Origin of the sequence: Dokdonella sp. (assembly GCF_019634845.1) — a bacterium.
Lineage (GTDB): Bacteria > Pseudomonadota > Gammaproteobacteria > Xanthomonadales > Rhodanobacteraceae > Dokdonella_A.
The window spans coordinates 73,310-98,149 of sequence record NZ_JAHCAQ010000015.1 but is presented as its reverse complement, the minus strand read 5'-3'; the positions used below and the strand labels follow the sequence as shown (position 1 = coordinate 98,149).

The 24,840-nt window shown below is 69.7% G+C and carries 20 protein-coding genes; 6 read left to right on the top strand and 14 right to left on the bottom strand.

Features of this window, described 5'->3' with window-relative positions; translation table 11 throughout:
* Window positions 1-295 precede the first annotated feature (295 nt).
* Window positions 296-2,686: an NAD-dependent DNA ligase LigA gene (gene ligA / locus KF903_RS11595; protein WP_291214889.1), complete on the bottom strand. Its 2,391-nt coding sequence runs from the start codon at window positions 2,684-2,686 to the stop codon at window positions 296-298.
* Between the two features lie 88 nt (window positions 2,687-2,774).
* Here ligA and KF903_RS11590 point away from each other — a divergent pair, with 88 nt between their 5' ends.
* Complete coding sequence (locus KF903_RS11590) at window positions 2,775-3,617, top strand: hypothetical protein (RefSeq protein ID WP_291214886.1); 843 nt, start codon at window positions 2,775-2,777, stop codon at window positions 3,615-3,617.
* 6 nt (window positions 3,618-3,623) lie between these two features.
* Here the strand turns inward: KF903_RS11590 and tadA are convergent, their stop codons facing one another.
* From tadA to KF903_RS11565, 5 genes are all read right to left on the bottom strand, one after another.
* The gene (gene tadA, locus KF903_RS11585; RefSeq protein WP_291214883.1) at window positions 3,624-4,106 is read right to left on the bottom strand and encodes a tRNA adenosine(34) deaminase TadA; all 483 of its coding nucleotides are present in this window, start codon (window positions 4,104-4,106) and stop codon (window positions 3,624-3,626) included.
* A gap of 242 nt (window positions 4,107-4,348) precedes the next feature.
* A complete protein-coding gene (gene guaA / locus KF903_RS11580) occupies window positions 4,349-5,914 on the bottom strand; it encodes a glutamine-hydrolyzing GMP synthase (protein ID WP_291214880.1) in 1,566 nt (521 codons plus the stop codon).
* Between the two features lie 3 nt (window positions 5,915-5,917).
* Window positions 5,918-6,526, bottom strand: a complete 609-nt coding sequence (locus tag KF903_RS11575) for a hypothetical protein (RefSeq protein ID WP_291214878.1) — start codon at window positions 6,524-6,526, stop codon at window positions 5,918-5,920.
* A 2-nt stretch (window positions 6,527-6,528) separates the two neighbouring features.
* Window positions 6,529-7,986, bottom strand: coding sequence for an IMP dehydrogenase (guaB, locus tag KF903_RS11570; protein WP_291214875.1), 1,458 nt, complete (start codon window positions 7,984-7,986; stop codon window positions 6,529-6,531).
* 53 nt (window positions 7,987-8,039) lie between these two features.
* On the bottom strand, window positions 8,040-8,759 hold the full coding sequence (locus KF903_RS11565) for a pseudouridine synthase (protein ID WP_291214872.1): 720 nt from the start codon (window positions 8,757-8,759) through the stop codon (window positions 8,040-8,042).
* Window positions 8,760-8,841: 82 nt separating this feature from the next.
* On the opposite strand from KF903_RS11565, the gene KF903_RS11560 reads away from it, so the two are divergent.
* The 5 genes from KF903_RS11560 (at window position 8,842) to KF903_RS11540 (ending at window position 16,541) form a co-directional block, all read left to right on the top strand.
* Window positions 8,842-9,507, top strand: coding sequence for a response regulator transcription factor (locus KF903_RS11560; RefSeq protein WP_291214870.1), 666 nt, complete (start codon window positions 8,842-8,844; stop codon window positions 9,505-9,507).
* Window positions 9,494-10,909: a histidine kinase dimerization/phospho-acceptor domain-containing protein gene (locus KF903_RS11555; protein WP_291214867.1), complete on the top strand. Its 1,416-nt coding sequence runs from the start codon at window positions 9,494-9,496 to the stop codon at window positions 10,907-10,909. The genes KF903_RS11560 and KF903_RS11555 overlap by 14 nt, the downstream gene beginning before the upstream one ends.
* 204 nt (window positions 10,910-11,113) lie before the next feature.
* On the top strand, window positions 11,114-12,184 hold the full coding sequence (locus tag KF903_RS11550) for an efflux RND transporter periplasmic adaptor subunit (RefSeq protein ID WP_291214864.1): 1,071 nt from the start codon (window positions 11,114-11,116) through the stop codon (window positions 12,182-12,184).
* A 5-nt stretch (window positions 12,185-12,189) separates the two neighbouring features.
* Complete coding sequence (locus KF903_RS11545; protein ID WP_291214862.1) at window positions 12,190-15,264, top strand: CusA/CzcA family heavy metal efflux RND transporter; 3,075 nt, start codon at window positions 12,190-12,192, stop codon at window positions 15,262-15,264.
* Window positions 15,261-16,541 (top strand): TolC family protein, encoded by a 1,281-nt coding sequence (locus KF903_RS11540; protein ID WP_291214859.1) that lies wholly within the window; start codon window positions 15,261-15,263, stop codon window positions 16,539-16,541. The genes KF903_RS11545 and KF903_RS11540 overlap by 4 nt, the downstream gene beginning before the upstream one ends.
* A 16-nt stretch (window positions 16,542-16,557) precedes the next feature.
* On the opposite strand, the gene KF903_RS11535 is transcribed toward KF903_RS11540, so the two are convergent.
* The 8 genes from KF903_RS11535 to KF903_RS11500 form a co-directional block, all read right to left on the bottom strand.
* Window positions 16,558-17,838 (bottom strand): TRAP transporter large permease, encoded by a 1,281-nt coding sequence (locus KF903_RS11535; RefSeq protein ID WP_291214856.1) that lies wholly within the window; start codon window positions 17,836-17,838, stop codon window positions 16,558-16,560.
* Complete coding sequence (locus KF903_RS11530; protein WP_291214853.1) at window positions 17,835-18,341, bottom strand: TRAP transporter small permease; 507 nt, start codon at window positions 18,339-18,341, stop codon at window positions 17,835-17,837. Before KF903_RS11530 ends, KF903_RS11535 begins: the two co-directional genes overlap by 4 nt.
* Window positions 18,338-19,345 (bottom strand): TRAP transporter substrate-binding protein DctP, encoded by a 1,008-nt coding sequence (gene dctP / locus KF903_RS11525; RefSeq protein ID WP_291214850.1) that lies wholly within the window; start codon window positions 19,343-19,345, stop codon window positions 18,338-18,340. The genes KF903_RS11530 and dctP overlap by 4 nt, the downstream gene beginning before the upstream one ends.
* A 154-nt stretch (window positions 19,346-19,499) precedes the next feature.
* On the bottom strand, window positions 19,500-20,357 hold the full coding sequence (locus KF903_RS11520; RefSeq protein ID WP_291214847.1) for a TRAP transporter TatT component family protein: 858 nt from the start codon (window positions 20,355-20,357) through the stop codon (window positions 19,500-19,502).
* 31 nt (window positions 20,358-20,388) lie between these two features.
* Window positions 20,389-21,249: a bifunctional methylenetetrahydrofolate dehydrogenase/methenyltetrahydrofolate cyclohydrolase FolD gene (folD, locus tag KF903_RS11515; RefSeq protein WP_291214845.1), complete on the bottom strand. Its 861-nt coding sequence runs from the start codon at window positions 21,247-21,249 to the stop codon at window positions 20,389-20,391.
* A gap of 106 nt (window positions 21,250-21,355) precedes the next feature.
* Window positions 21,356-22,759 (bottom strand): ribosome biogenesis GTPase Der, encoded by a 1,404-nt coding sequence (gene der, locus KF903_RS11510; RefSeq protein WP_291214842.1) that lies wholly within the window; start codon window positions 22,757-22,759, stop codon window positions 21,356-21,358.
* A gap of 119 nt (window positions 22,760-22,878) precedes the next feature.
* On the bottom strand, window positions 22,879-24,081 hold the full coding sequence (bamB, locus tag KF903_RS11505; protein WP_291214839.1) for an outer membrane protein assembly factor BamB: 1,203 nt from the start codon (window positions 24,079-24,081) through the stop codon (window positions 22,879-22,881).
* On the bottom strand, window positions 24,078-24,734 hold the full coding sequence (locus tag KF903_RS11500; protein WP_291214836.1) for a tetratricopeptide repeat protein: 657 nt from the start codon (window positions 24,732-24,734) through the stop codon (window positions 24,078-24,080). Before KF903_RS11500 ends, bamB begins: the two co-directional genes overlap by 4 nt.
* Between the last annotated feature and the right edge of the window lie 106 nt (window positions 24,735-24,840).

Sequence of the window (24,840 nt, the reverse complement as noted above, 5' to 3'; positions counted from 1 at the left end):
TACAAATAGACCCCGCAACCGGGGCGTATGCACCGATGGTCGGCGATGGTAGCGTGGTGGTCAAGTGCAATTCCTTCGCTGGATCATGGACTTGGCGCTGCGGGCTCGTGGTTGGATTCGCTGAACGGTGGCGAGTTATGCGACGCAGACGGGGGTGTAACCGGTTATTGGGTCGCATGTGCGGGCGTATTCGGGGTCGCTGGTGCGGCCGCCAGGGGGCGCTGCCCCGGCGGCAGTGCCGGGGGCAGCGCTCGACAGCGGGCGCGATGCGTGCGGGCCGTGCCCTACGGCTGCTTCAGGTCTGGTCGTCATCGTGGTCGCGCGACGGCGCCGTTCCGTCGGCGCCAAGGAACGCCAGCAGGCGCGCTTCGTCCCAGATCGCCACCCCGAGTTCGCGCGCCTTGTCGAGCTTGGATCCGGCCGCCTCGCCGGCAACGACAAAGTCGGTTTTCTTCGACACGCTGCCGGCGACCTTGGCACCGAGCGCCTCGAGTCTGGCCTTGGCTTCGTCGCGCGTTAAGGTCGCCAGCGTTCCGGTCAGCACCACAGTGCGGCCATCGAGCGGCAGGCTCGCGGCTGCCGCCACATCCGGCAGGGCTTGCTGCAGCCGCGCGGCCGCGGCAACGGCGTCGCGCAGCAGTTGTCGATGGGCTGGCTCCGCGCGCCACGCCAGCCAGGCATCGGCGACCTCGACCGGCAGCCCGGCTGCGACGAGACGGTGCTGGTCGGCTTCGAGCAGGTCGTGCAGCTGCGGGCACGCCGCGGCGAGTACCTGCGCGCGCACTGCGGTGAGCCGCGGCACCTCGAGGCATGCCAGCACGCTCGGCAGGTCGAGTCCACCACGCAGCTTGGGCGATGGCGCATGCAGGTCGCCGAGATCGACGCCGCGCGCGAGCAATTCGTCGATGACCTGCTGGTTGCCGCGTTGGGCGAAAAAGGCACCGATCGCGCGCGCGACCTCACTGCCGACGTCAGGGACGAGCTTGAACAGCGGCCACGGCAGGTGGCGGATCAAGGCCAGTTGCCCAAACCAGTTGGCGAGCGCCTTGGCGGTCGCCTCGCCGACCTGGCTGATGCCGAGCGCGTAAAGGAAGCGCGCCAGCGTGGTGCGCCGGCTGCGGTCGATCGCCTCGATGAGGTTCTCGGCCCACTTGGTCGCCACCTTGCCGGCCTTGACGGTTTCCGGCGTGGTGCCGTCGCGTGCGTCGGCACGACGCTTCATGTCGAGCAGGTCGTCGAGGCTGAGCTTGTAGAGGTCGGACACGGCGCGCACGTAGCCGAACTCGCCCAGGTCCTCGATGTAGCGCTCGCCGAGGCCGTCGATGTCCATGGCGCGGCGGGTGGCGAAATGAAACACACTCTGCGTGCGCTGCGCGGCGCAGACGAGTTCGCCGCTGCAGCGAGCCACCGCCTCGCCCTCCTCGCGCACGATCGCCGAACCGCAGATCGGGCAGTGGCTGGGCATCCGCCACGCATGCGTGTGCGCCGGGCGCAGCTCGGGCACCACCCGCACGACTTCGGGGATCACGTCGCCGGCGCGGCGCACGATCACGGTGTCGCCCACGCGCACGTCGAGCCGCGTGACCTGGTCGGCATTGTGCAGCGTCGCGTTGGTGACGGTGACCCCACCCACCTGCACCGGAGCGAGGCGCGCGGTGGGCGTCGCCGCGCCGGTGCGGCCGATCTGCACGTCGATCGCCTCGACGCGCGTCTGCTGCTCCTGCGCCGGAAACTTGTGTGCAATGGCCCAGCGCGGCGTGCGCCCGACGAAGCCGAGCCGGTCCTGCGCAGCGAGGTCATCGACCTTGTACACCACGCCGTCGATGTCGAACGGCAGGCCGTCGCGCTGCGCGCCGATGCGGGCGTAGTAGTCGAGGCAGCCGCCTGCGCCGTGCGCGGTCGCCACCAGCGGGCACACCGGCAGGCCCCATTCGCGCAACTGCCGCAGCATCGCCGAATGCGAGCGCGGCAACGCACCGCCGGCGACCTCACCCAGCGCATAGGCAAAGAACGCGAGCGGACGCTGCGCCGTGACGCGCGGATCGAGCTGACGCAGGCTGCCGGCGGCACCGTTGCGCGGATTGGCCAGCGGCTTGAGCGTGCCGCCCGATGCGCGCGCTCGTTCGTTCCAGGCCTCGAACCCGGCCCGCGGCATGTAGACCTCGCCGCGCACCTCGAGCACGCGCGGCCAGCCGCGTCCGCGCAAGCGCAGCGGAATGGCCTTGATCGTGCGCAGGTTCGCGGTCACGTCCTCGCCCCGCTCGCCGTCGCCACGCGTGGCGCCCTGCACGAAATGTCCATCCTCGTAACGCAGGCTGATCGCCAGGCCGTCGAACTTGGGCTCGACCGAGAACAGCGGGTCGCGCAGGCCAAGCCGCTCCTCGACCTTGCGCTCGAAGTCCTCGACCTCGGCGGCGCTGAACGCATTGGCCAGCGACAGCATCGGGATCGGGTGGCGCACCGGCGCAAACTCGCGCGAAGGCGCGGCGCCGACGTGGCGCGTGGGCGAGTCGGGGGTGACCAGCTCGGGATGTGCGGCCTCGAGCGCCTCGAGCTCGCGCATGAGACGGTCGTACTCGCTGTCGGCGATGTCCGGATCGTCGAGCACGTGGTAGCGATAGTTGGCATCTTCCAGGCGCGCGCGCAGCGCGGCGGCCCGGTCGGCGACGGCGGCAGGGTCATTCATACGGCAAGTTTAGCCAGTTGTCGCAAGGCGGCGTGACGGCATGGCCACCGACGCGGCACACTGCGCCGAACCACCGGAGGGCATTGCGATGGCGAACAAGGGTTGGGCGGCGTTTCCGCATCCGAACAAGGCGTTCGACTACGCCGGCGACAAACTGGCCAAGGCCTGGAAGCAGCTGCATGCAGGCGACCTGGAAGCGTTCCCTGACGAGCGGCACATCGCCGCGCTGCTGAAGAACAACCCCAAGCTCGGCAAGGACGCGGCGGCGATCGCCACCCAGTTGCAGGACGCCTGGCGCGCGTTCCACCGCGGCGATTTCCACCACGCCTACGAGCAGGGCGTCGCCCTCAAGGCGCTCGGCGCCTCGGTCGCGATCAAGGCCGGCGGCATCCACGCCACCTACCTCGTCGACGATGCCAAGGCCCGCACCGCGCGCTACGAAGAACTCACCCAACTGGCCGAAGCGGCCATCACCGCCCTGCCCGGCGAAGCCAACAGCCACTATCGTCGCGCCTTCGCGATCGGGCGGCTGAGCCAGGCCATTTCGATCACCAAGGCGCTGGCACAAGGCCTGGCCGGCAAGGTGCGCGAGTCGCTCGTTGCCACGCTCGAGCTCGCGCCCAAGCACGCCGAGGCCACCACCGCGCTCGGCCTCTATCACGCCGAAATCGTCGGCAAGGTCGGTGGCATGCTCGCCAAACTGACCTACGGCGCCAGCGCCGCCGAGGCCGAGAAGCACCTCAAGCAAGCGCTCAAGCTCACGCCCGACTCGCCGATCGCGTGGATCGAGTACGGCAACGGCCTCATGCTGTTGCATGGCGACAAGCGCGAGGACGAAGTGGCTGAAGCCTGGGACAAGGCCGCCGGGCTCAAGCCGCACGATGCGATGGAAGCACTCGACGCGGCATGGGCGAAGGAACAGCTCGCCTGAACCGCGTCAGCGCCGGCTGCGGAAGAACCCGCGCAACAGCGCCGCCGCTTCGTCGGCCAGCAGGCCGCCCTCAACCGCAACGCGATGGTTGTGGCGATCGCTGATGAGGGTGTCGAACACGCTGCCGGCGGCACCGGTCTTGGGATCGGCCGCCGCGTACACGACTCGCGCCACACGCGCGTGCACGAGCGCGCCCGCGCACATCACGCAAGGCTCCAGCGTCACATACAGCGTCGCGCCGGTAAGGCGGTAGTTGCCGACGCAGCGTCCGGCGGCGCGCAGCGCCTCGATCTCGGCATGCGCGGTCGGGTCATTCGCGCTGATCATGCGGTTGCGGCCCTCGCCGATGACGCGCCCGTCGAGCACCAGCACCGCGCCCACCGGCACCTCGGCATCGTGCGCCGCCGCCTCGTGGGCAAGCTCGAGCGCGCGGCGCATGAACGCCGTGTCGTCGCACACGCCCGCCGTCGCTTGTGGCGACTCCTGCACCGTCATGCTCCGCCCCACCCCGGACTCCGGATCACTGCCCCCACTCCTTACTTCGACGGCTCGCGCTTGTCGGCAGTCGTGGTCTTCGGCAACCCGACCTTGATTCTTACCGTCGGCTCCACCGCCTACGTTTTCTGTCGGCCGCCGATCGACACCGATCGCTGACGTGACGCATCTGTTTCCAACCCAACGCGTTGCGACAGTTTTTCAATCGTTGGCGACAGTCCTCGACGGATCTGAATTCACTCCCACTCGATCGTCGCCGGCGGCTTGCCGCTGATGTCGTAAACGACGCGGGAAACGCCGCGCAACTCATTGATTATTCTGTTTGATACGGCGCCAAGAAACTCATACGGAAGCTGCGCCCAGTGCGCGGTCATGAAGTCGACCGTCTCCACCGCGCGCAGTGCGATCACCCACTCGTAGGCGCGGGCATCGCCGACCACGCCGACCGATTTGACCGGCAGGAACACGGCGAAAGCCTGGCTGACCTCGTCGTACAGGCCGGCCTTGCGCAACTCGTCGATGAAAATGGCGTCGGCGCGGGCGAGCAGTTCGGCGTACTCGGGTTTGACCTCGCCGAGGATGCGCACGCCGAGGCCAGGCCCCGGGAACGGGTGGCGATAGACCATCTCGCGCGGCAGGCCCAGCTCGACCCCGAGGCGGCGCACTTCGTCCTTGAACAGCTCGCGCAGCGGCTCGACGAGGCCGAGCTTCATGTGCTCAGGCAGGCCACCGACGTTGTGGTGGCTCTTGATCACGTGCGCCTTGCCGGTCTTGCTGCCGGCCGATTCGATCACATCCGGGTAGATCGTGCCCTGCGCGAGCCATCGCGCATTGCGCAAGCGGGCCGATTCCTCCTCGAAGATTTCGACGAACAGGTTGCCGATGACCTTGCGCTTGGCCTCTGGATCGGTCACGCCCTCGAGCGCACGGAAATAGCGCTGCGCGGCATCGACGCGAATGACCTTCACGCCGAGGTTCTGCTGCATCGTCGCCATCACCTGGTCGCCTTCGCGCCAGCGCAGCAGGCCGGTGTCGACGAATACGCAGGTCAGTTGCGCGCCGATCGCCCGATGCAGCAAGGCGGCCACCACCGACGAATCGACGCCGCCCGACAGGCCGAGAATCACCTCGTCGCTGCCGACCTGGGCGCGCACGCGCGCGATCTGGTCCTCGATGATCTGCGCCGGCGTCCACAGCGTGGCGCAGCCGCAGATGTCGACCACGAACCGACGCAGCAGCGCGTTGCCCTGCCGCGTATGGGTGACCTCGGGATGGAACTGCACACCGTACCAACGCCGCGCGTCATCGGCCATCGCCGCGATCGGGATGCGCTCGGTGCGGGCCGTCACCACGAAGCCCGGCGGCACCTGCGACACATGGTCGCCATGGCTCATCCACACGTCGAGCGCCTGCCGCGCGGCGTGGTCGCTGAGGCCCGCAAGCAGCGCATCGGCGCCGGTCACCGCCACTTCGGCATGACCGAATTCACGCTGGTCGGCCGCCTCGGTGGCGCCGCCCAGTTGCGCGGCCAGCGTCTGCATGCCGTAGCAGATGCCCAGGATCGGCACGCCGCTGTCGAATACCGCCTGCGCCGCACGCGGCGGATTGACGGCAGTGGTGGATTCTGGGCCACCCGACAGGATGATGCCCTTGGCACCGAACGCGGCGATCTCTGCCGGGTCGTGGTCCCAGGCCCAGATTTCGCAATAGACGCCGATTTCACGGATGCGGCGCGCGATGAGCTGGGTGTACTGCGCGCCGAAATCGAGGATGAGGATGCGATCGCGATGGATGAGATCCAAGGCTCAGAACTCCAGGGTGGCCGAGAGGCGCGCGCGCATCTCGAGGTATTCGGCAGTGTGTTCGCCGGCGTCGGTGAGCGCGTCCTGCAGCACGAGCAGCCATGACGACTTGCCGCTGTCGATGACGAAAATTTCGTTGCTCATCGTGTAATTGACGACCTTGATCGTCGTCGCGACACCACTGAGCGTGCCGGCCTTGGCCGTCGCCAGCAACGCCTTGGCGCGGCGCGGCGCCGCGCCGCGCAGCAACAGCCCTTCGATGGCCTCGGCTTGCGCCTCGGCGCTGCGCCTGGGCGCGACGTTCTCGAACACCATGAGCACGGCGTTGTTGCCGTCCAGCGTCCAGCTGCGGGGCGGCTCGGGATCGTGCTCCCAGGGAAAATGGCGCGGGTAGTCGAAGCGCAGCCGACCCGCCTCGAAGTGCCGCCACGGCAATTCCTCGACACGCAGCGGCAGCTTGCGCCCGCCGACGTCGACTTCGATTGTGGTGCCCGTGTTGCCAACATAGGCCTTGCCATCGACCGTGACACGCACCTGTGTCGGCGGCTCGGTGCTGGCCGCCAGGCATGGCGCCGCCAGCAAGGCGGCGAGGATCGTCGGCACGGCGCGCATGGTCAGTCCAGGCGGTAGTTGGGCGCTTCCTTGGTGATCGCGACATCGTGCACGTGCGATTCGCGCATGCCGGCGCTCGTCACCTTGACGAACTGCGGTTTGCGGCGCATTTCGTCGATGCTCGCGCAGCCGACATAGCCCATCGACGCGCGCACGCCGCCGGCCAGCTGGTGCACGATGTTGCGCAACGGCCCGCGGTAGGGCACGCGACCTTCGATGCCCTCGGGCACGAGTTTGTCGGCGTCGGCCTCATCCTGGAAGTAGCGATCCTTGGAGCCCTTCTCCATCGCGCCAAGCGACCCCATGCCGCGGTAACTCTTGTAGCTGCGGCCCTGATACAGCTCGACGTCGCCGGGCGATTCCTCGGTGCCGGCGAACATGCCGCCGATCATCACGCAGTCGGCGCCGGCCGCGATCGCCTTGGCCACGTCGCCCGAATAGCGGATGCCTCCGTCGGCGATCAGGCCGACCTCGCTGCCGTGCAGCGCCTCGGCCACCATGTCGATCGCGGAAATCTGCGGCACGCCGACGCCGGCCACGATGCGCGTGGTGCAGATGGAACCGGGCCCGACACCGACCTTGACCGCATCGACGCCGGCGTCGACCAGCGCGCGCGCGGCGTCGCCGGTGACGATGTTGCCGGCGATCAGCGACAGCTCGGGGAAGTTCCGCCGCACCCAGCGCACGCGCTCGAGCACACCTTGCGAGTGACCATGCGCGGTATCGACGACGATCGCATCGACGCCGGCCTCGACCAGCGCGGCCACGCGCGCCTCGGTGTCGCCGGCGACGCCGACCGCCGCGCCCACGCGCAGGCGCTCGTGTTCGTCCTTGCACGAATCGGGATTGTCGCGCGCCTTCTGGATGTCCTTGACCGTGATGAGGCCGCGCAGGCGGAACGCTTCGTCGACCACCAGCACCTTCTCGATGCGGAATTTGTGCAGCAGTGCCAGCACCTCGTCGTCGCTGGCCCCCTCGCGCACGGTCACCAGGCGATCCTTGCGCGTCATGATGTTGCGCACCGGATCGTCGGCTTTCTTCTCGAAGCGCAGGTCGCGGTTGGTGACGATGCCGACGAGCTGCTCGCCATCGACCACGGGCACGCCCGAGATGTTGTGACGGCGCGTGAGCTGGCTGACCTCGCCGATCGAGGTGTAAGGCCCGACCGTGATCGGATCGCGGATCACGCCGGCCTCGTACTTCTTGACCAGCCGCACTTCGGCGGCCTGGCGTTCGAGCGGCATGTTCTTGTGGATGATGCCGATGCCGCCGCATTGGGCCATCGTGATCGCCAGCCGCGCCTCGGTGACCGTGTCCATCGCTGCCGAGATGATCGGCAGGTTCAGGCGGATGTTGCGGGTCAGGCGGGTGGCGAGGGAAACGTCGCGCGGCAGCACGGCCGAATGGGCCGGGACCAGCAGGACGTCATCGAAGGTGAGGGCGTTGGTGAGGATGCGCATGCCCTATTTTACGGAAAGCGCGGCCGCGCACAAAGCACCGCCGCTGAACGCCCTCATGCGGCCGGCAGCGCCCCGCACCAGCCAAATGCTGCGAGCAGGCGCTGCCACTGCGCATCGAGCGGGGCCTCGAGCGCCAGCTCGGTGCCATCGACCGGATGCACCAGGCGCAGGCGCCAGGCGTGCAGGAACAGTCGGGCGAGGCCGAAATGGATGCGGATCAAGCGATTGTGATCGCCGCGCCCGTGACTGGTGTCGCCGAGGATGTGATGCGAGACATGGTGGAAATGGCGCCGGATCTGCCGGTAGCGGCCCGTTGCGGGCGCCACGTCGAGCAATGCGTAGCGCTGCTGCGGATAGCGGCCCACCGCGATCGGGACCTCGACCGTGGCCAACCGTCGCCAGCAGGTCAGTGCCGGTTTCGCCTCGCCGCGCAGGCTCGCACCGGACAGCGGATAGTCGATCTCGCCCTGTTCCGCCGGCCAGCCGCGCACGACGGCCAGATACGACTTGTCCACCGTGCGCGCCATGAGCTGTCGCCCGAGTTCGGCGGCGACTTGCTGCGACCGCGCCACCAGCAACACGCCGCTGGTGGCGCGATCGAGCCGATGCGCCAGGTACAGCTCGCCGCCGACCTGGGCGCGCAGTCGGTCGATCAGGTAGTCCTCGTCGCTGCCGACGAGCCGGCTGCGATGCACGGCCAGGCCCGGCGGCTTGTCGACGGCCAGCAGATGGGCGTCCTCGTGGATCAGATCGAGCGGTGCGGCGTTGGTCATCGCGCCAGTGTAGCCGCTGCCCTGCCCGACACCGCAGCGTGCTGCCACAATGGCGCGCCTTCGCCCCGCCACTGTGTGCCGCATGCGCCTGCTCATCGTCGAGGATTCCGCACCGCTTGCCACCGCGCTCATGCGCGGCCTCGGCGCCGACGGTTACGCCTGCGACCACGCCGCCGACGGCGAGCACGCACTGGCCTTCCTCGACGCTGCGAGCTATGACCTCATCGTGCTCGACCTCATGCTGCCCGGCATCGACGGACTCGAAGTGCTGCGCGCGCTGCGTCGCCGCAACGACACCGCACGCGTGCTCGTGCTGTCGGCGCGCGACCAGGTCGGCGACCGCGTCACTGCGCTCGATGCCGGTGCCGACGATTACCTGGTCAAGCCGTTCGCGTTCGACGAACTGCTGGCGCGCTTGCGCGCGCTCAAGCGCCGCCCGCCCGATGGCGCCGCGCCGCTGCTGCACCACGGCGCGATCGTGCTCGATCCGCGCGCGCGCAGCGTCCACCACGGCGCCTGCCGCCTCGAGCTCACGCCCAAGGAGTTCGCGCTGCTCGAACTGCTGCTGCGCGAGCGCGGCCGCGTGCTGACCCGCGCGCAGATCTTCGCCCGGCTCTACGACGGCGCCAGCGAAACCTCCGACAAGGTGGTCGAGGTCATCGTCTCGACGCTGCGCGGCAAGCTCGCACGCTGCGGCGCCGTCGATCCCATCCAGACGCGGCGGGGCTTTGGCTATGTCATCGCCTGAGCGCGCCGCGCCCTCGTTGCAACGGCGCCTCGCGCTGCAGTTCTCGCTGGCGCTGGGCGCCTTGCTGGTGACGCTGTTCGTGGTGCTCGATGCGCTCGTCGACCGCGAGCTGTACGCACGCATGGACCAGGGCCTCGCCGACCGCGCCCACACGATCGCCGCCTTCGTGCGCGCGCACCCCGACCCGGCCGAATTCGGCGAGCTCGGCCGCCTCATGCCCGAGTACGAGCTGCCGGCCCACACCGACTTCTTCGAATTGTGGAATCCCGATGGCAGCACCTGGGCGCGCTCGGCCAGCAGCGCGGGCCACCCGCTCGCGCGCCCGCCGCAGGCGCCCACCACCGATGCGCCGGTCCACTACGACCTGCGCCTGCCCGACCGCCACCCCGGCCGCGCGGTGGCAGTGGCGCTGCGCGACACCCCGCGTGCGGGCGATCCGCCGCGCCTGCTCGTCGTGGCCAGCGAACGCGCACCGCACGATCAGCTCGAACGCGCGATCCACCACACCTTGCTTGCCGGCATCGTGCTGGCGATCGCGCTGACCGTGCTGATCGCGCATTTCGCGGTGCGCCGCGGCCTGGCGCCGCTGCGCGCGTTCAGCCGCCGCCTGGCGGCGCTCGACCCGCAGCAGCCACCGCGCGAAGGCCTGCTGGCGCCGGCGCTGCCGCGCGAGATCGAACCGTTCGCGCAGGCGCTCGAGGCGGCCTTTGCACGCCTGTACGCGACGATCGACAGCGAACGCCGCTTCGCCCGCGACGTGGCCCACGAACTGCGCACGCCGCTGGCCGAAATTCGCACCTCGATCGAGGCCGCGCGGCGCACGCCGGCCGACGACGAGGCGATCGGCGCGGCGTTCGCCGCCTCGATCGAAGCGGTCGAGCGCATGCAGCGCGCGATCGACACCCTGCTCATGCTCGCACGCCAGGAAGCCGGTCTCGCCGCCGCCGCGGTCGATCCGCTCGACCTGCCGCCGCTGCTGGGCCAGCTCGCCGATGCGCTGGCCGCGACCGCCGCCGCACGCGGCGTGCGGCTCGTGCGCGCGCTGCCGCCACAACTGTGGGTGCGCTCCGACGTCGGTGCGCTCGAACGCATCGTGTCGAACCTGTTGCGCAACGCGATCGAGTACGCGCCCGCCGGCAGCACGCTGACGATGTCGCTCGAGGCCGGCCACGATGGCGCGCGCCTGTGCATCATCAATCCGGCGCCGCAACTGCACTGCGACGACCTGCCGCACCTGGGCCAGCGCTTCTGGCGCAAGTCGCGCTCGGGCGGTACCGCGGCGCACGCCGGCCTTGGCCTTGCGCTCGCCGCTGCGCTCGCGCAGGGCCTGGGCCTGCGCCTGACATTCGCGCTTCACGACGGCGACCTGCACGCGGTGCTCGCACCGCTGCCGACGCTGTAGCCGGCAACGCCCGCGGCAGCCTCGCCCGCTGCCGCGCCGGCGCCATGCACACGCAAGACGCGCAACCCGCTGGCCGCGGACAATCGCCGGCTGGCTGCGCGGCTCGTGCCGCTGCGTGCCTGCCGGATCGGCCGACCCATTCTTAAGCGTCGCCAAAGCCACCGTGCCTATGCTGCGCGCACGTTCCGCCGCTGGTGCCATGCCTTGCCGATCGTCCCGCCACGCTCCCGTGCCGCCGCCGGCGCACTCCTGCTCGGCTTGCTCGCCGGCAGCCTGCCGGCGCTTGGCGCCGGACTCATCGAATTGACCCCGGCGCAGGTGCAGTCGCTGCAGATCACGACGGCCGCGGTGACCGGCGCGAGCTCGCTCGAACTGGCGCGCCTGCCGGCGCAGATCATCGCGCCGCTCACCTCGAGCCGGGTCGTGAGCGTGCCGTTCGCTGGCGTGGTCGCCAGCGTCATGGTCGACGACGGCGCCATCGTCGGAGCGGGGGCACCACTCGCGCGCATCCACAGCCGCGACTTCCTCGCCGCGCAGGCCGAGTTGGCACGCAGTCGCAGCGAGGCCACGCTCGCGCACAGCCAGGCGCGACGCGACGAGATGCTGCTCGCCGAAGGCATCGTCGCACGGGCACGCGCCGACGAGAGCCGGGCCCGCGCCAGCCAGGCACAGGCACAACTGGCGCAGGCGCGTGACGCGCTGAGCAGCGCCTTCACGCCGGCACGGACCGGCAACGGCGAATACGAACTGCGCGCGCCGATCGCCGGTCGCGTGCTGCAGCGGACGATCGCGCCGGGTCAGGCCGTCGCTGCTTTCGAAGCGGCGTTCACGCTGGCCGCCGATGACGGTGTGGACGTGTCGATCCAGGCGCCACTCGAACACGCCGCCGACTACGCGGCGGGCCAGGTCATCGTCATGGCCGACGGCAGCCGCGGCGAGGTCGTCGCGGTGAGCGGCGCGATCAGCGACGGCAGCCAGAGCGTGCGCCTGCGCGCCCATCTGCCGGCTGCACCGGCCTGGCGGGTCGGTCAGCACACCAGCGTGCGCCTGCAGCTGCCGGCACCGGCCGATGCGCTGCGCGTTGCGGCCAGCGCGTTGCTGGCCGACGGCAGCACCACGCTCGTCTTCGTCGCCGACGGCCATCGCTACCGCGCGTTGCCGGTCGAGCGCATCGGCAGTGAGGGCGAGGATGCGCTCGTGCGCGGCGCGCTGCGCGTCGGTGACCAGGTCGTCAGCCACAACGCCAGCGCCCTGCGCGCGATGCACGGCGAGTAGGCATCATGCTGGCGCGTCTCGTCGAATGGTCGCTGGCCCAGCGCGTGCTCGTGTTCGCCGCCACGGCCGCGCTCGTGGTTGGCGGCGTGCTGGCCTGGCGGGCGCTGCCGATCGATGCCTATCCCGACATCGCGCCAACCCAGGTCAAGCTCATCCTCAAGGCGCCCGGCATGACGCCAGAGGAAGTCGAATCGCGCGTGATCACGCCGCTGGAGCTCGAACTGCTGGGCCTGCCGCGCGCCAGCGTGCTGCGCTCGGTGGCCAAGTACGCGGTGGCCGACATCACGATCGACTTCGAGGAAGGCGCCGACATCTACTGGGCCCGCCAACAGGTCACCGAGCGCTTTGCCGCCGCGCAGGACGAGCTGCCGCGCGGCGTGGCCGGTGGACTGGCGCCGATCGCCACGCCGCTGTCGGACATGCTCATGTTCACGATCGAGGGCGGCGGGCTCAGCCTTGCCGAGCGGCGCAGCCTGCTCGACTGGACCTTGCGGCCGGCACTGCGCACGATCCCCGGCGTGGCCGACGTCAATGCGCTCGGCGGCGAAGTCACGAGCTACGCCGTCATCCCCGATCGCAACCGGCTCGCCGCGGCCGGCATCGGCTTCCGCGAGCTGGCCGAGGTGCTCGCGCGCAACAACAGCAACGATGGCGCCGGTCGGCTCGAAGCCGGCGACCTCAGCCTCATCGTGCGGGCCGAAGGCGCACTGCGCACGCCCGAGGATCTGGCCCGGATCGTCATCGCCCACGATCGCGGCCGCCTGCTGCGCGTGGGTGACGTGGCACAGGTGCGCGTCGATGCGCTCACGCGCTATGGCGCCGTCACGCGCGATGGCCACGGCGAGGCGGTCGAAGGCATCGTGGTGGCGCTGCGCGGAGCCGATGCCGGCCGGCTCGTGCGCGCCGTGCGCGAGCGCCTGGCGCAACTCGCGCCGGGCCTGCCACCGGGCGTGCGCGTCGACATCTTCTACGACCGCAGCGCGCTGATCGAGCGGGCGGTCGGCACCGTGCGCGGCGCGCTCGTCGAGGCCACCGTGCTGGTCGTGCTCTTGCTGTTCGTGTTTCTCGGCGAGGTGCGCGCGGCGGTCGTGGTGGCACTGATCCTGCCGCTGGCCGCACTGTTCACGTTCCTGGCGATGCGTCTGACCGGCATGAGCGCCAACCTCATGAGCCTCGGCGGGCTCGCGGTTGCGGTCGGCATGCTGGTCGATGCCGGCGTGGTCGTGGTCGAAAACACGGTCAGTCGCCTGCACCCGCACGCCGCCGACGCATCCGCGCCGCGCCTCCAACGCATCGGCGCCGCGGTGCGCGAGGTGGCCGTCCCGGTCGCCGCCGGCATCCTCATCATCGGCCTCGTGTTCCTGCCCCTGCTGACCCTGCAGGATCTTGAAGGTCGCCTGTTCCGACCGGTCGCGCTGACGATCGTGTTCGCCCTGGCCGGTTCGCTCGTGCTGTCGCTGAGCTTCGTGCCGGTGCTGGCTTCGTTGCTGCTCAAGGAACGTCCCCACGCCGAGCCCTGGCTCATGCGCCGGCTCGACGGTCTGTACCGTCCACTGCTCGAACGCAGCCTGCGCCGCCCGCGCCTGCTCTACGCCGCAGCCGCCGCCTCGCTCGTGGTCGGACTGGGCACCTACCTCGCCATCGGCAAGAGCTTCATGCCGACGATGGACGAAGGCGATCTCATCATGCAGGTGGTCAAGCTACCATCGGTGAGCCTGGCCCATTCGCGCGACCTCGACCTGGCGCTCGAGCGCGAGCTGCTGGCGAAGGTGCCCGAAGTCGAACACGCAGTCGGGCGGCTCGGCTCCGACGAACTCGGCCTCGACCCGATGGGCCTCAACGACACCGATCTGTTCCTGCAGCTCAAGCCGCGCTCGCAATGGCGCCAGCGCGACAAGGATTGGCTCGCCGCGCAGCTGCGGCAGGTGGCCGATCGCTTCCCCGGGCTCGAGGTCGGCTTTACCCAGCCGATCGAAATGCGCGTGGCGGAAATGCTCACCGGCAGTCGCGGCGACGTCGCGATCAAGATCTTCGGCAGCGACCTCGCCACCCTGGCCGAACTCGGCCAGCGCGTGGCCACCATCGTCGGCAAGCTCGAAGGCGCACAGGACGTGATCGCACAGAGCGAGGAAGGAATGCAGTTCCTGCAGGTGGCGATCGATGCCCAGGCGGCTGGCCGCGGCGGGTTCGACATCGCCTCGATCCAGGACGAATTGCGCGCCCAGCTCGAGGGACTGCCAGCGGGCCAGGTCATCCTGCCGGGGCGGCGTATCCCGCTGCTCGTGCGCGGCGATGCGGCGCTGCGCGGCGACGGCGAGAGCTTCGCCCGCCTGCCGCTGGTCGGCGATGCCGGCAGCGTGCTGCCGCTCGATCAGCTTGCGCGCCTCACCGCAACCACCGGGCCGGTGCGCGTCGACCACGAGAACGGCTCGCGCTTCGTGCTGGTGCAGGCCGGCGTCGCTGGCCGCGATCTGGTCGGCTTCGTCGACGAGGCACGCCGGGCGGTAGCGGGCGGGCTCGCACTGCCGGCGGGCTATCGCATCGAGTGGGGCGGTCAGTTCGAGAACCAGCAGCGCGCCGCCGCGCGGCTCGGCCTCGTGGTCCCCCTCGCGCTCGGACTCATCTTCCTCGTGCTGTTCCTGACGTTCGGCTCGCTGCGCCAGGCGCTGCTCGTGCTCGGCAACATCCCGTTCGCGCTGGTCGGTGGCATCGTCGCGCTGTGGCTCAGTGGCCAGTACCTGTCGGTGCCGGCCTCGATCGGCTTCATCGCCCTGCTCGGCATCGCCGTGCTCAATGGCCTCGTGCTGATCACCTGTTTCAACCAGTTGCGCGCCGCCGGCATGCCAGTCGAGCAGGTCGTGCGCGAAGGCGCGCGACGCCGCCTGCGGCCGGTGCTGATGACCGCCAGCATCACCGCGCTCGGCCTCGTGCCGCTGCTGTTCGCCAGCGGCCCCGGTTCGGAAGTGCAGCGCCCACTGGCCGTGGTCGTGATCGGCGGTCTCGTCACCTCGACCGTGTTGACCCTGCTCCTGCTGCCGCTGCTGTATCGCCGCTTCGGCTGCGCGGAGGACGCGCGATGAGTCTGTCGCCACGCCTGTTGTTGGTGCTCGCCATGGCCAATGCGCCGCTCGCGGCGCAGGATTTCCTGCCGCCGCCACAGGCGGCCCATGCCGCAATCGCGACGCACGCCGAAGTGCGCGCAGCCGATGCGCGTGTCAGCGAGGCACGCGAGCGCGCCCGCGCACTCGCCGCCGGCCCGCACGACACCACGCTCGGCATCGCGCCTGTGCGGCGCAGCGTGCGTGATGCGGCCACGCCGAGCGGGCGCGCCAGCCAAGCCGAATGGGAGCTGCAGCTCAGCCGCGCGATCCGCCTGCCCGGCAAGGCCGCCCTCGACCGCGAGAGCGGCGCGCACGGACTGGCCGCCGCTGCGCTGCTGCAGGGTGATGCCGAGCACCAGGCCGCGCGGCGACTGCTGGCCCTATGGTTGGGCTGGCTGCGTGCCGAGGCCGTGGCGCACTTCGCCAGCGCGCGTCACGACTCACTCGTCCGCGAACGCGATGTCATCCAGCGCCGGCTCGACCTCGGCGCAGCCGCGCAGCGCGAACTCGACCAGATCGAGGCCGAACTGGCCGGCGCCGTCGGCGCGCTGCGGCAGGCACAGGGCGACGCCGCCGCACAGCGCCTGGCGCTGGGCACCGACTTTTCGCTGCTTGCACTGCCTGCGCGCGCGCCGCAGCTGCCGGCGCCGGTCGCGCTCGACGCGGGTGCGTCGAGCTGGGTCGAACGCATCATCGAGCGCAGCCACGAGATCCGCGCCAGCGAGGAGCTGGCCGCGCAGCGCGAGTCGCTGGCCGCCCGCGCCCACCGTGACCGCCTGCCCGATCCGAGCATCGGCCTGCGCAGCTTCTCCGAACGCGACGGCATGGAGCGCGGCATCGGCATCGTGCTCAACATTCCGTTCGGCGGCAGCCGGCGCAGCGCCGAGGCGCGCGCCGAGGACGCCGCCGCCGAGGCGGCCCGCGACGAGGTCGATGCGATGCGCCGCGACATCACGCGCGAGGCGCAGCTCGACGTGGCACGCAGCCAACTTGCGCTGGAGCTGTGGCAGGCCGCGCTCGCGGCGCAGACTGCCCACGCGACCAGTGCCGCGCGCCAGCGCCGTGCCTGGGAGCTGGGCGAAATCGGCCTGGCCGAGCGCCTGCAGGCCGAGCGTCTGGCTGCCGATGCCGCACTGGCCGAGCTGCGCGCACGCGCCGATGCGCACGAGACACGGCTGCGCGTGCTCATCGACGCCCATGAGCTGTGGCACCTGGCCGACGACACCGCCGACCACGCCAGCCACGCATTGCCGTGAGCGCCGCGCAGCCGACTCAGCGCACGAGCACGAGCGACAGTTCGGGCCAGTAGGTGATGACGAGCACGGCAACCAGCAGAATCAGGAAGAACGGCGCGCTGGCGCGCACCAGGGTCATGATCGGCTTGCCGAAGCGCATGCTGGCGATGAACAGGTTCATGCCGACGGGCGGCAGGAAGATGCCAAGCTGCAGGTTGGCCAGGAACAGGATGCCCAGGTGCACCGGATCGATGCCGTAGCGCAGCGCAACCGGCAGCACCAGCGGCACCAGAATGATGATGGCCGGAAAGCCTTCCAGCAGCATGCCGAACACGAGCAGGAACAGGTTGAGCACGAGCAGGAACGCGCCGCGGCTCGTGATGTGGGTCTGGATCGCACCGAACAGCTGTTCCGGCACTTCGGCATCGATGAGCCAGTTGGTCAGCGCGAGCGAGAAGCCGAGGATGATGAGCAGGGCGCCAACCAGCAACATCGCCTCGCGCGCGACCAGCGGCAGTTTGCGCCAGGGAATTTCGCGTCGGATCAGCACGGTCACGACGAACACGTACAGCGCGGTGGCGGCTGCCGCTTCCGAAGCCGCGAGCCGGCCCGAGTAGATGCCGCCAAGGATGACGAACGGCAGCGGCAGGTCCCACAACGCATCGCGCAGCGCGGCGCGCAGCTCCCTGCCATCGACGAGTTCGCGCCGGACGCCGACGCGCCGCGCGTGCCACATGCTGTAGAACGACAGCAACGCCACCATCAGCAGGCATGGCAGCACGCCGGCCAGGAACAGGGCATCGATCGTCACCGGCGGCGTGGTGTGGAACTGCTGCGCGACGACGCCATACAGGATCAGCGGCATCGACGGCACGAGGATGAGACCGAGGCTGCCGGCCGAGGTCAGCAGGCCCAGCGAAAACTTCTCGCCGTAGTTCTGCTGCAGCAGCGCCGGATACAGCACCGCGCCGAGCGCGACGATGGTGACGCCGGTGGCGCCCGTGAACGCGGTGAACATCGCGCAAGCGAGCACGGCCACCACGGCGAGCCCGCCCGGCAGCCAGCCCAGCAGGGCATTGCTGAGCCGCACCAGACGCTGCGGCGCGCGGCTCTCGGCCAACAGGTATCCGGCCAGCGTGAACAGCGGGATCGCGATCAGTGCCGGCATGTCGGCCAGGCGGTAGAACTCGATCGCCACCGCCACGCCTTCCTGCCCGGCGGCATGGAAGCCCAGCAGCGCCACCGCCGCCAGCAGCGCATACAGCGGCGCGCCGAGCGCCGCCAGCAGCAACAGCGCGACAGCCGCCAGCACGATCACGGCAGCTCCGGCGCGAGCACGGGCATGGCCTCGTTGCGCGCGGGCAGGAACGCATGCACGAGCAGGCGCAACGCGATCAGACCGAAGCCGACCGGGATGATGATCTCGATGAGCCAGCTCGGAATCCCGGCGATGCGCCCGTTGCCGCCATAGTCGAGCATGACGAGACCGTAGCCGTGCCACGCCATCAGGCCCGACACGCCGGCGCTGAACAACAGCGTCACGAAATGGATGAGCCGGCGTATCCGGCCGTGCACGAAGTGGGCGAGGACGTCCAGCCCGATGTGCTTGTCATCGCGCACCGCGGCGAGCGCGCCGAGCATCGCCGCCCACAGCACCATGGCGCGCAACAGTGGATCGGCCCAATCGAGGCCGGTGTCGAACAGGTTGCGCAGCAGGATCTGCGCACCGGCGAGCAGCACCATCGCCAGCACGAGGACGGCGATGAGCCCGGTCTCGAGCCGATCGAGCCAGCGCAACAGCGGACGGGCGAGGCGGCTCACTGGCTGCTGCCACCATGCAGCGTGGCCAGCACTTCACCCAAGGCCTTGAGCATCGGTGGCGTCAGCTCGCCCTGCGCGCTCACCTTGCGGAAGACCTCGGTGCCGATGGCCTGCCAGTTCTTGCGCTCGGCGTCGTTGGGGGCGTCGATCGAGATGCCCTGCGCCTTGAGCGCCTCGCGCGCGGCATCGTTGTCCTTGCGATTGATCGCCTCGAGGCGGCTGAAGGTGGCGTGGAACTCGTCCTCGACGGTCTTGCGGTCGGCCTCGGAAAGATCGTCAAACACCTTCTTGCTCACCACCACCTCGCCAACCACGAAGCTCAATGGCAGGTCGACGATGTGCTTGATCTTGGTGTGCCACTGGAACGCGAGTGCGCCCGACAGCGTGTTGGCGGCGGTATCGATGAGGCCGGTCTGCAGGCTCGTGTAGACATCGGCCAGCGGCAGCGGGATCGGCGCCACACCGGCGGCCGAAAACGCCATTTCGGCGATCTTGTCGCCGAGCGGCACCCACACCTTGGCGGCCTTGAGGTCGTCGCGCGAATGGATCGGCCGCGTGCTCATGAGGTAGGCGAAGCCGCCGCCGCTGATGCCGAGCAGCTCATAGCCGTCGCGGGCGAACGATTCCTTGAGCAGCGGATCGAGCCTGGCGCGCGCAGCCGCGATCTCGTCGAAGTTGCGGAACGTGAATGGCAAGCTGTAGACCTGCGCGTCGCGGGTCAGGATCGAGGCCTCGCCGCCGGTGAAGGCGCCGCCCTGCAACTGGCCGATCTTCATCTTGCGCAACACGGTCGCGTCGTCGCCCATGACGCCGCCCGGATAGAACTTGAATTCGACGCGGCCTTCGGTCTTGGCCTTGACGGCCTCGCCGGCCGCACGCATCTCGCGCATCCAGGCCGTGCCATCGGGTGCGATCGTGGCGATCTTGAACGTCGTCGCGGCGCTGGCGCCGGCAGTGAGGCTGGCGAGCGTCAGTGCCAGCAGGGTCTTGCCCAACATCTTCATCGGTGACTCCCGTATTGATCATCGGCGCCGCGCGCTTGCACGCCGCGCCACCTTCGAGCGGATCGAGCGGGCCCTGCGGCAGCCATCCGGGCTGCGCGCGGCCGTCGCTATCCCGCCATTTTTGCGGGCGCCCGTGGCGCCCTCGCCTGCCGTCCTAGAAATAATCCTTGCCCGATGCCAGCAGCTGGCGCGCGCGCGCCTGCGCCAGCACGTTGATGAGCGTCAGGCCCGGCGCGTGCGGATCGGCATCGAGTACCTCATGCAGCAGGCGGTCGTGCAGTTCCTGGTCGAACACCAGCCGCGCATACTTCTCGGCGTAGAGCACGCGCACCATCTGGTTGCGGCCACCCGACAGCGCAAGCGCGCGCTCGAAATCGGCCTTGCCCTGTTCGGGCTGACCGCCGAGCGAAGCCGGCCGCAGCGTCGCCAGCACGCCCAGGTACATGTAGGGCTCGCCATCGCCAAAGGTCGGCTCGAGCGCGACCTCGCGCTCGAGCATCGCCTGCACCTTGGGGATGTCGGCAATGGCCTTCCAGTCGTCGCTGTTGGCCTGGATGCGACCGGCCCAGGCCGCGGCGAGCGCATGCGTCATCGGCACGTCGGCCTTGCCCAGTCGTTGCACCTGGGCCGCGAAGGCGTCGAACGGCGCACCGAGCTCGGCGCACAGCGCCGCGCGCCGCACGCAACTGGCGCGTCGGGCGTAATCGAAGCTGCGCGCCGCCAGCCGCCTGGCGCGCTCGCCATCGCTGACGAAGCCACCGGCATAGGCGCCGTAGAGCTTGCTGCCGGCCAGCAGCAGCGCCTCGTTGCGCGGATCATCGTGGATCAGGCCATCGACCAGCAGCAGCCACGCCGGAATGCCATCGCGCGCGGTGGCGATGTCGTCCTGATCGAGGATGCCGGCACTGAGGCTGGCCGACAGCCGTGCGCCAGCGCGGTTGGCGACGCTGGCGCAGCCACCGAGCATGCCCAAGGCGACGATGACGAGGAGTCCTGCACCGAATTTGCGCATCACTGGATTGCCCTCCTTGCGGCCCCGCGCCTCATGCGGCCACGCCGAACTGCTCGGCCGCCTCGAGCGTATTCTCGATCAGCGTGGCGACCGTCATCGGCCCGACGCCGCCGGGCACCGGCGTGATCCATGCCGCGCGTTCGGCCGCCGCTGCGAACTCGACGTCGCCGACGAGGCGGCCATCGTCGAGGCGGTTGATGCCGACATCGATCACCACTGCGCCGGGCTTGATCCAATCGCCCTTGACGATGCCGGGCCGACCGACGGCAACCACGACGATGTCGGCCGCCCGCACCTCGGCCTCGAGATCGACGGTGAACTTGTGACAACCCGTGGTGGTGCAACCGGCCAGCAGGAGTTCGAGGATGAGCGGCCGCCCGACGTGGTTGGACACGCCGATCACGACGGCCTTGCGTCCGCGCACGGGGCGATCGGTGTGCGCCAGCAGCGTCATCACGCCCTTGGGCGTGCACGGCCGCAGGCCACGCTGGCGCAGCGCCAAGCGGCCGACATTGGCGGCCTGGAAGCCGTCGACGTCCTTGTGCACGGCGATGCGGTCGATCAGCGCGGTGGCGTCGATGGCGGCAGGCAACGGCAATTGCAGCAGGATGCCGTGCACCTGCGGATCGGCATTGAGCCGATCGATGAGCGCAACGAGCTCGGCCTGAGCGGTGCTTGCCGGCAGGTCGAAATCGAACGAACGGAAGCCAACCTGCTTGCAGGCACGGCGTTTGTTGCGCACGTAGACGGCTGAGGCGGGATCGTCGCCGACCATCACCACCGCCAGGCCCGGGGCCGGCAGGCCGGCCGCGCGGCGCGCGTTCACGCGCACCGCCACGCGCTCCAGCACGGCGTCGGCGATACGGCGGCCATCGAGCAGTTGTGCACTCATCGTCGATCCATCGGAAACGGGCATTATCCACTGCCCGGCAATGCCGCTCAAACCAGGCCGGCAACGCCTGCGGCGTGCGACGGCATTGCGCGCGGCGCCTGGCGCTTCAATCCTTGCCGCGGCGCGCGTTGCGGATCATGCGCGTGCGCCGCCGCTGCTGGCCTTCGGTCAGCTCGTTGCGCTTGCCGGCGAACGGATTCTCGCCATCGCGGAACTCGATGCGGATCGGCGTGCCCTCGAGCCGATAGCGCTTGCGCAGGAAGTTCTCGAGGTAGCGCCGGTAACCGTCGGAGATGTGCCGCGTGCGCGCGCCGTGGATCAGGATCGATGGGGGATTGGTGCCGGTCGGGTGGGCGAATTTCAGGCGCGGACTGTGGCCGCGCACGAGCGGCGGCTGATAGGCCGCGGTGGCGGCCGCGATCGCGCGCGTCAGCTCCGACGAGGTGAACTTGTGGTTGGAAGCCGCGTAGGCGCGATGGATCGCCTTCATCAGTTCGCCGATGCCGCTGCCATGCAGCGCCGAGATGAACACCTGCCGCGCCCAGGCGACGAAATCGAGGCGACGCGACAGCGAAGCCACGCACTGGTCGCGTTGGTACTTGTCCATGTCGTCCCACTTGTTCACCGCGATCACGAGCGCGCGGCCCGATTCGAGCACGTGACCGAGCAGCGTGGTGTCCTGCTCGGACACGCCCTCGCGTGCATCGAGCATCATCACGGTGACGTGGGCCGCCTCGACCGACTGCAGCGCCTTGATCACGCTGAACTTCTCCAACGCATCTTCGATGCGGGCACGGCGCCGCACGCCAGCGGTGTCGATGAGGGTGTAGCGCCGGCCATCGCGCTCGAGCGGAATGCGGATCGCATCGCGCGTGGTACCGGCGACCTCGGAGGTGATCACGCGCTCCTCGCCGAGCAGGCGATTGACGAGCGTCGACTTGCCGGCATTGGGGCGACCGATGATCGCGATGCGGATGCCGTCGTCGGGCTGCGCCGCCAGCTCGTCCTCGACCACGGCGGGCAGCTTTGCGCCGATCGCCTCCAGCAGCGGCGCCATGCCGCGGCCATGCGCGGCCGCGACGCCGAACACCTGCGCCACGCCGAGCGCGGAAAAATCAGCCAGCGCGGCGTGTTCGTCGAGACCATCGACCTTGTTGACCACGAGCAGGGTCGGCTTGCCGCCACGGCGCAGGCGATCGAGGATCGCGCGATCGGTCGGCAGCAGGCCGTCGCGCGCATCGACGATGAGCAGCACGATGTCGGCCTCGTCCATCGCCAGTTCGGCCTGGCGCGCGGTATGCGCATCGAGCCCGACCGCGGCATCGACGAAACCACCGGTATCGACCACGGCGAAGGCCCGCTGCGGCAACAGTCGGCACACGCCATAGTGGCGATCGCGCGTGACGCCGGGCAGGTCGTGCACGAGCGCATCGCGCGTGCGTGTGAGCACGTTGAACAGGGTCGACTTGCCGACGTTGGGGCGCCCGACCAGCGCGACTACGGGAAGCATCGACAACTCCAGGATTGAACGGGGTGGGCAGGCTTGCCCGCCCCGGCACAGCATGGGTGCACGATGCCGCGCAACGTGCACATGCCTGCGCGCGCCGGCATCGACGGCGATCGCCCGGGTTACGGGCGGATCCGGTACGCGCCGAGACGGCCGCGGATGTCCTCGACGTAGACGATGTCGGCCGCCACCACCGGTGCGCCCTCGATCGGATGCTTGCCCAGACGCTGGCGCGCCACGAACTTGCCTTCGGCCAGGCTCAACCAGTGCACGTAGCCCTCGACATCGCCGACCACCACGTAGTCGCCCTGGATCGCCGGCGCGCTGAGCCAGCGATACTTGAGCTGGTCCTGCTTCCACAGGTTGGCGCCGGTATCGCGGTCGAACGCCCACACGTTGCCGTCACTGTCGATCGCCACCACGGTGGTGCCGGCCACGGCGACGCCGACGTAACTCGACAGGTCACGCTGCCACAACGGGCGACCGCTGTCGGGCGCGAGCGCAGCAATCTGGCCGCGGTAGCCGATCGCGTACAGCGAACTGCCGTCACTGGCGATGTTGCCGTCGACGTCGGACAGACGCTCGACTTCGGTGCGGCCTTCGCCAGTGGACAGCGTCTGCGTCCACAGCTCGTTGCCATCGTCCAGGCGCACCGCGCTGACGCGCCCACCGTCGGTGCCGTTGTAGACCACGCCATTGATGATCAGCGGCGCCGAGTTGCCGCGCAGGCTCAAGGCCGGCACGCTCTGGTCGAACACCCATTTGCGGCTGCCGTCACCGGCATCGAGCGCCTGCAGGCGACCATCGTTGCCGCGCACCACGACCAGGCCACCGGCGATCGCCGGTGCCGAAATCACTTCCGATTCGATGCGGGTCTGCCAACGTTCGCTGCCATCGTGCGCCGACAGCGCATGCACCTGGCCATCGAGCCCGCCAACGACGAGCAGATCACCGTCGACGCTGGGGCCGCCCGACCAGCGCGTGGAGTGCTCCGAACGCCGCCACAGGAAGCCGCTTCGGCCGCCCACGCGCTTGCGCCATGCGCTGCGGCCAGTGGCGCCATCGAGTGCCTCGATGCTGCCGTCGACCGAGGCGACGTAGACGCGGCCATCGGCCGCCGCCAGCGGCGCCATGCGCGCGCCGGACAGGCCTGCGCCGTCGCCCACACTCCCGCTCCACAGGCGGTCGACCTGCACGGCAGGTGCGAATTCGACCAGCGGCGTCGGTGGTTCGACGTTGTCCTTCTTGCCGAGGTTCTTGATCCAGTTGCAACCACCGGCAGTGAGGGCAAGCGCAGCAACGGCAACAGCGAATACGGGCTTCATGTGGCGGACTTCTCCGTCGGCGCGCCGCCCAGGTCGTCGAGCTTCATCTGCACCGTGCTGCGGTCGAAGGCCTGGCCGCCTTCGGCCGCCAGTGCCGCCGCGTAAGCCTTGCGCGCCTCGTCGATGCGACCGAGCTTGACCAGTGCGTCGCCGCGCAACTCGCCGGCAAGTGCCGGATAGTTGTCGGCCGCGGCGCCTTCGGCCAGCTTGAGGGCGCCATCGGCATCACCCTGGGCCAGCTTGACGCGACCGATGCGCAGGTCGATCAGCGTGCGCAGGCTCACGTCCTTGACGTGGCCACGCGCCCAGTCGAGCTGCTGCGCGGCGGTCGCCAGGTCGTTCTTGCCGGCGGCGACTTCGGCCTGCTGCAGGGCGGCCAGCACGGCATAGGTGGAGTCGGGGTAGTCCTTGCGGATGACCTCGGCAACCTTGAGCGCGTCGTCGGGCTTGCGCGCGGCGACGGCCTCGGCCAGCGCCTGATACTGGCCGGCGGCGGCGGCCACCTGACTGGCCGTATGCGCCTTCCATTGCTGCCAGCCGAAAATGAGCGCAAGACCGATGACGATGCCGGTCACGATCGCCATCGCGTTCTCGCGCAGCCACTTCTGGACCAGTTCGCCTTGTTCGTGTTCGTCTAGGAGGTCGAAAGCCATGTATTCACCTGCCGGAAAAAGCGCATGACAGCGGCACGCGGCAATCGCGCGGGCCAAAGAGCGAAGATTAACAGGAATCCGCGCCGCGGCGTGTCGCCACGCGCGC

What these genes read in the sequence shown, in the direction of transcription:
- KF903_RS11565 (WP_291214872.1), bottom strand. Translation starts at nt 8,759, where the DNA reads ATGACCAACGCCGCACCGCTCGATCTGATCCACGAGGACGCCCATCTG.
- dctP (WP_291214850.1), bottom strand. Translation starts at nt 19,345, where the DNA reads ATGAAGATGTTGGGCAAGACCCTGCTGGCACTGACGCTCGCCAGCCTC.
- KF903_RS11540 (WP_291214859.1), top strand. Translation starts at nt 15,261, where the DNA reads ATGAGTCTGTCGCCACGCCTGTTGTTGGTGCTCGCCATGGCCAATGCG.
- bamB (WP_291214839.1), bottom strand. Translation starts at nt 24,081, where the DNA reads ATGAAGCCCGTATTCGCTGTTGCCGTTGCTGCGCTTGCCCTCACTGCC.
- KF903_RS11555 (WP_291214867.1), top strand. Translation starts at nt 9,494, where the DNA reads ATGTCATCGCCTGAGCGCGCCGCGCCCTCGTTGCAACGGCGCCTCGCG.
- KF903_RS11500 (WP_291214836.1), bottom strand. Translation starts at nt 24,734, where the DNA reads ATGGCTTTCGACCTCCTAGACGAACACGAACAAGGCGAACTGGTCCAG.
- ligA (WP_291214889.1), bottom strand. Translation starts at nt 2,686, where the DNA reads ATGAATGACCCTGCCGCCGTCGCCGACCGGGCCGCCGCGCTGCGCGCG.
- der (WP_291214842.1), bottom strand. Translation starts at nt 22,759, where the DNA reads ATGCTTCCCGTAGTCGCGCTGGTCGGGCGCCCCAACGTCGGCAAGTCG.
- KF903_RS11575 (WP_291214878.1), bottom strand. Translation starts at nt 6,526, where the DNA reads ATGCGCGCCGTGCCGACGATCCTCGCCGCCTTGCTGGCGGCGCCATGC.
- KF903_RS11545 (WP_291214862.1), top strand. Translation starts at nt 12,190, where the DNA reads ATGCTGGCGCGTCTCGTCGAATGGTCGCTGGCCCAGCGCGTGCTCGTG.
- KF903_RS11590 (WP_291214886.1), top strand. Translation starts at nt 2,775, where the DNA reads ATGGCGAACAAGGGTTGGGCGGCGTTTCCGCATCCGAACAAGGCGTTC.
- KF903_RS11560 (WP_291214870.1), top strand. Translation starts at nt 8,842, where the DNA reads ATGCGCCTGCTCATCGTCGAGGATTCCGCACCGCTTGCCACCGCGCTC.
- guaB (WP_291214875.1), bottom strand. Translation starts at nt 7,986, where the DNA reads ATGCGCATCCTCACCAACGCCCTCACCTTCGATGACGTCCTGCTGGTC.
- folD (WP_291214845.1), bottom strand. Translation starts at nt 21,249, where the DNA reads ATGAGTGCACAACTGCTCGATGGCCGCCGTATCGCCGACGCCGTGCTG.
- KF903_RS11520 (WP_291214847.1), bottom strand. Translation starts at nt 20,357, where the DNA reads ATGCGCAAATTCGGTGCAGGACTCCTCGTCATCGTCGCCTTGGGCATG.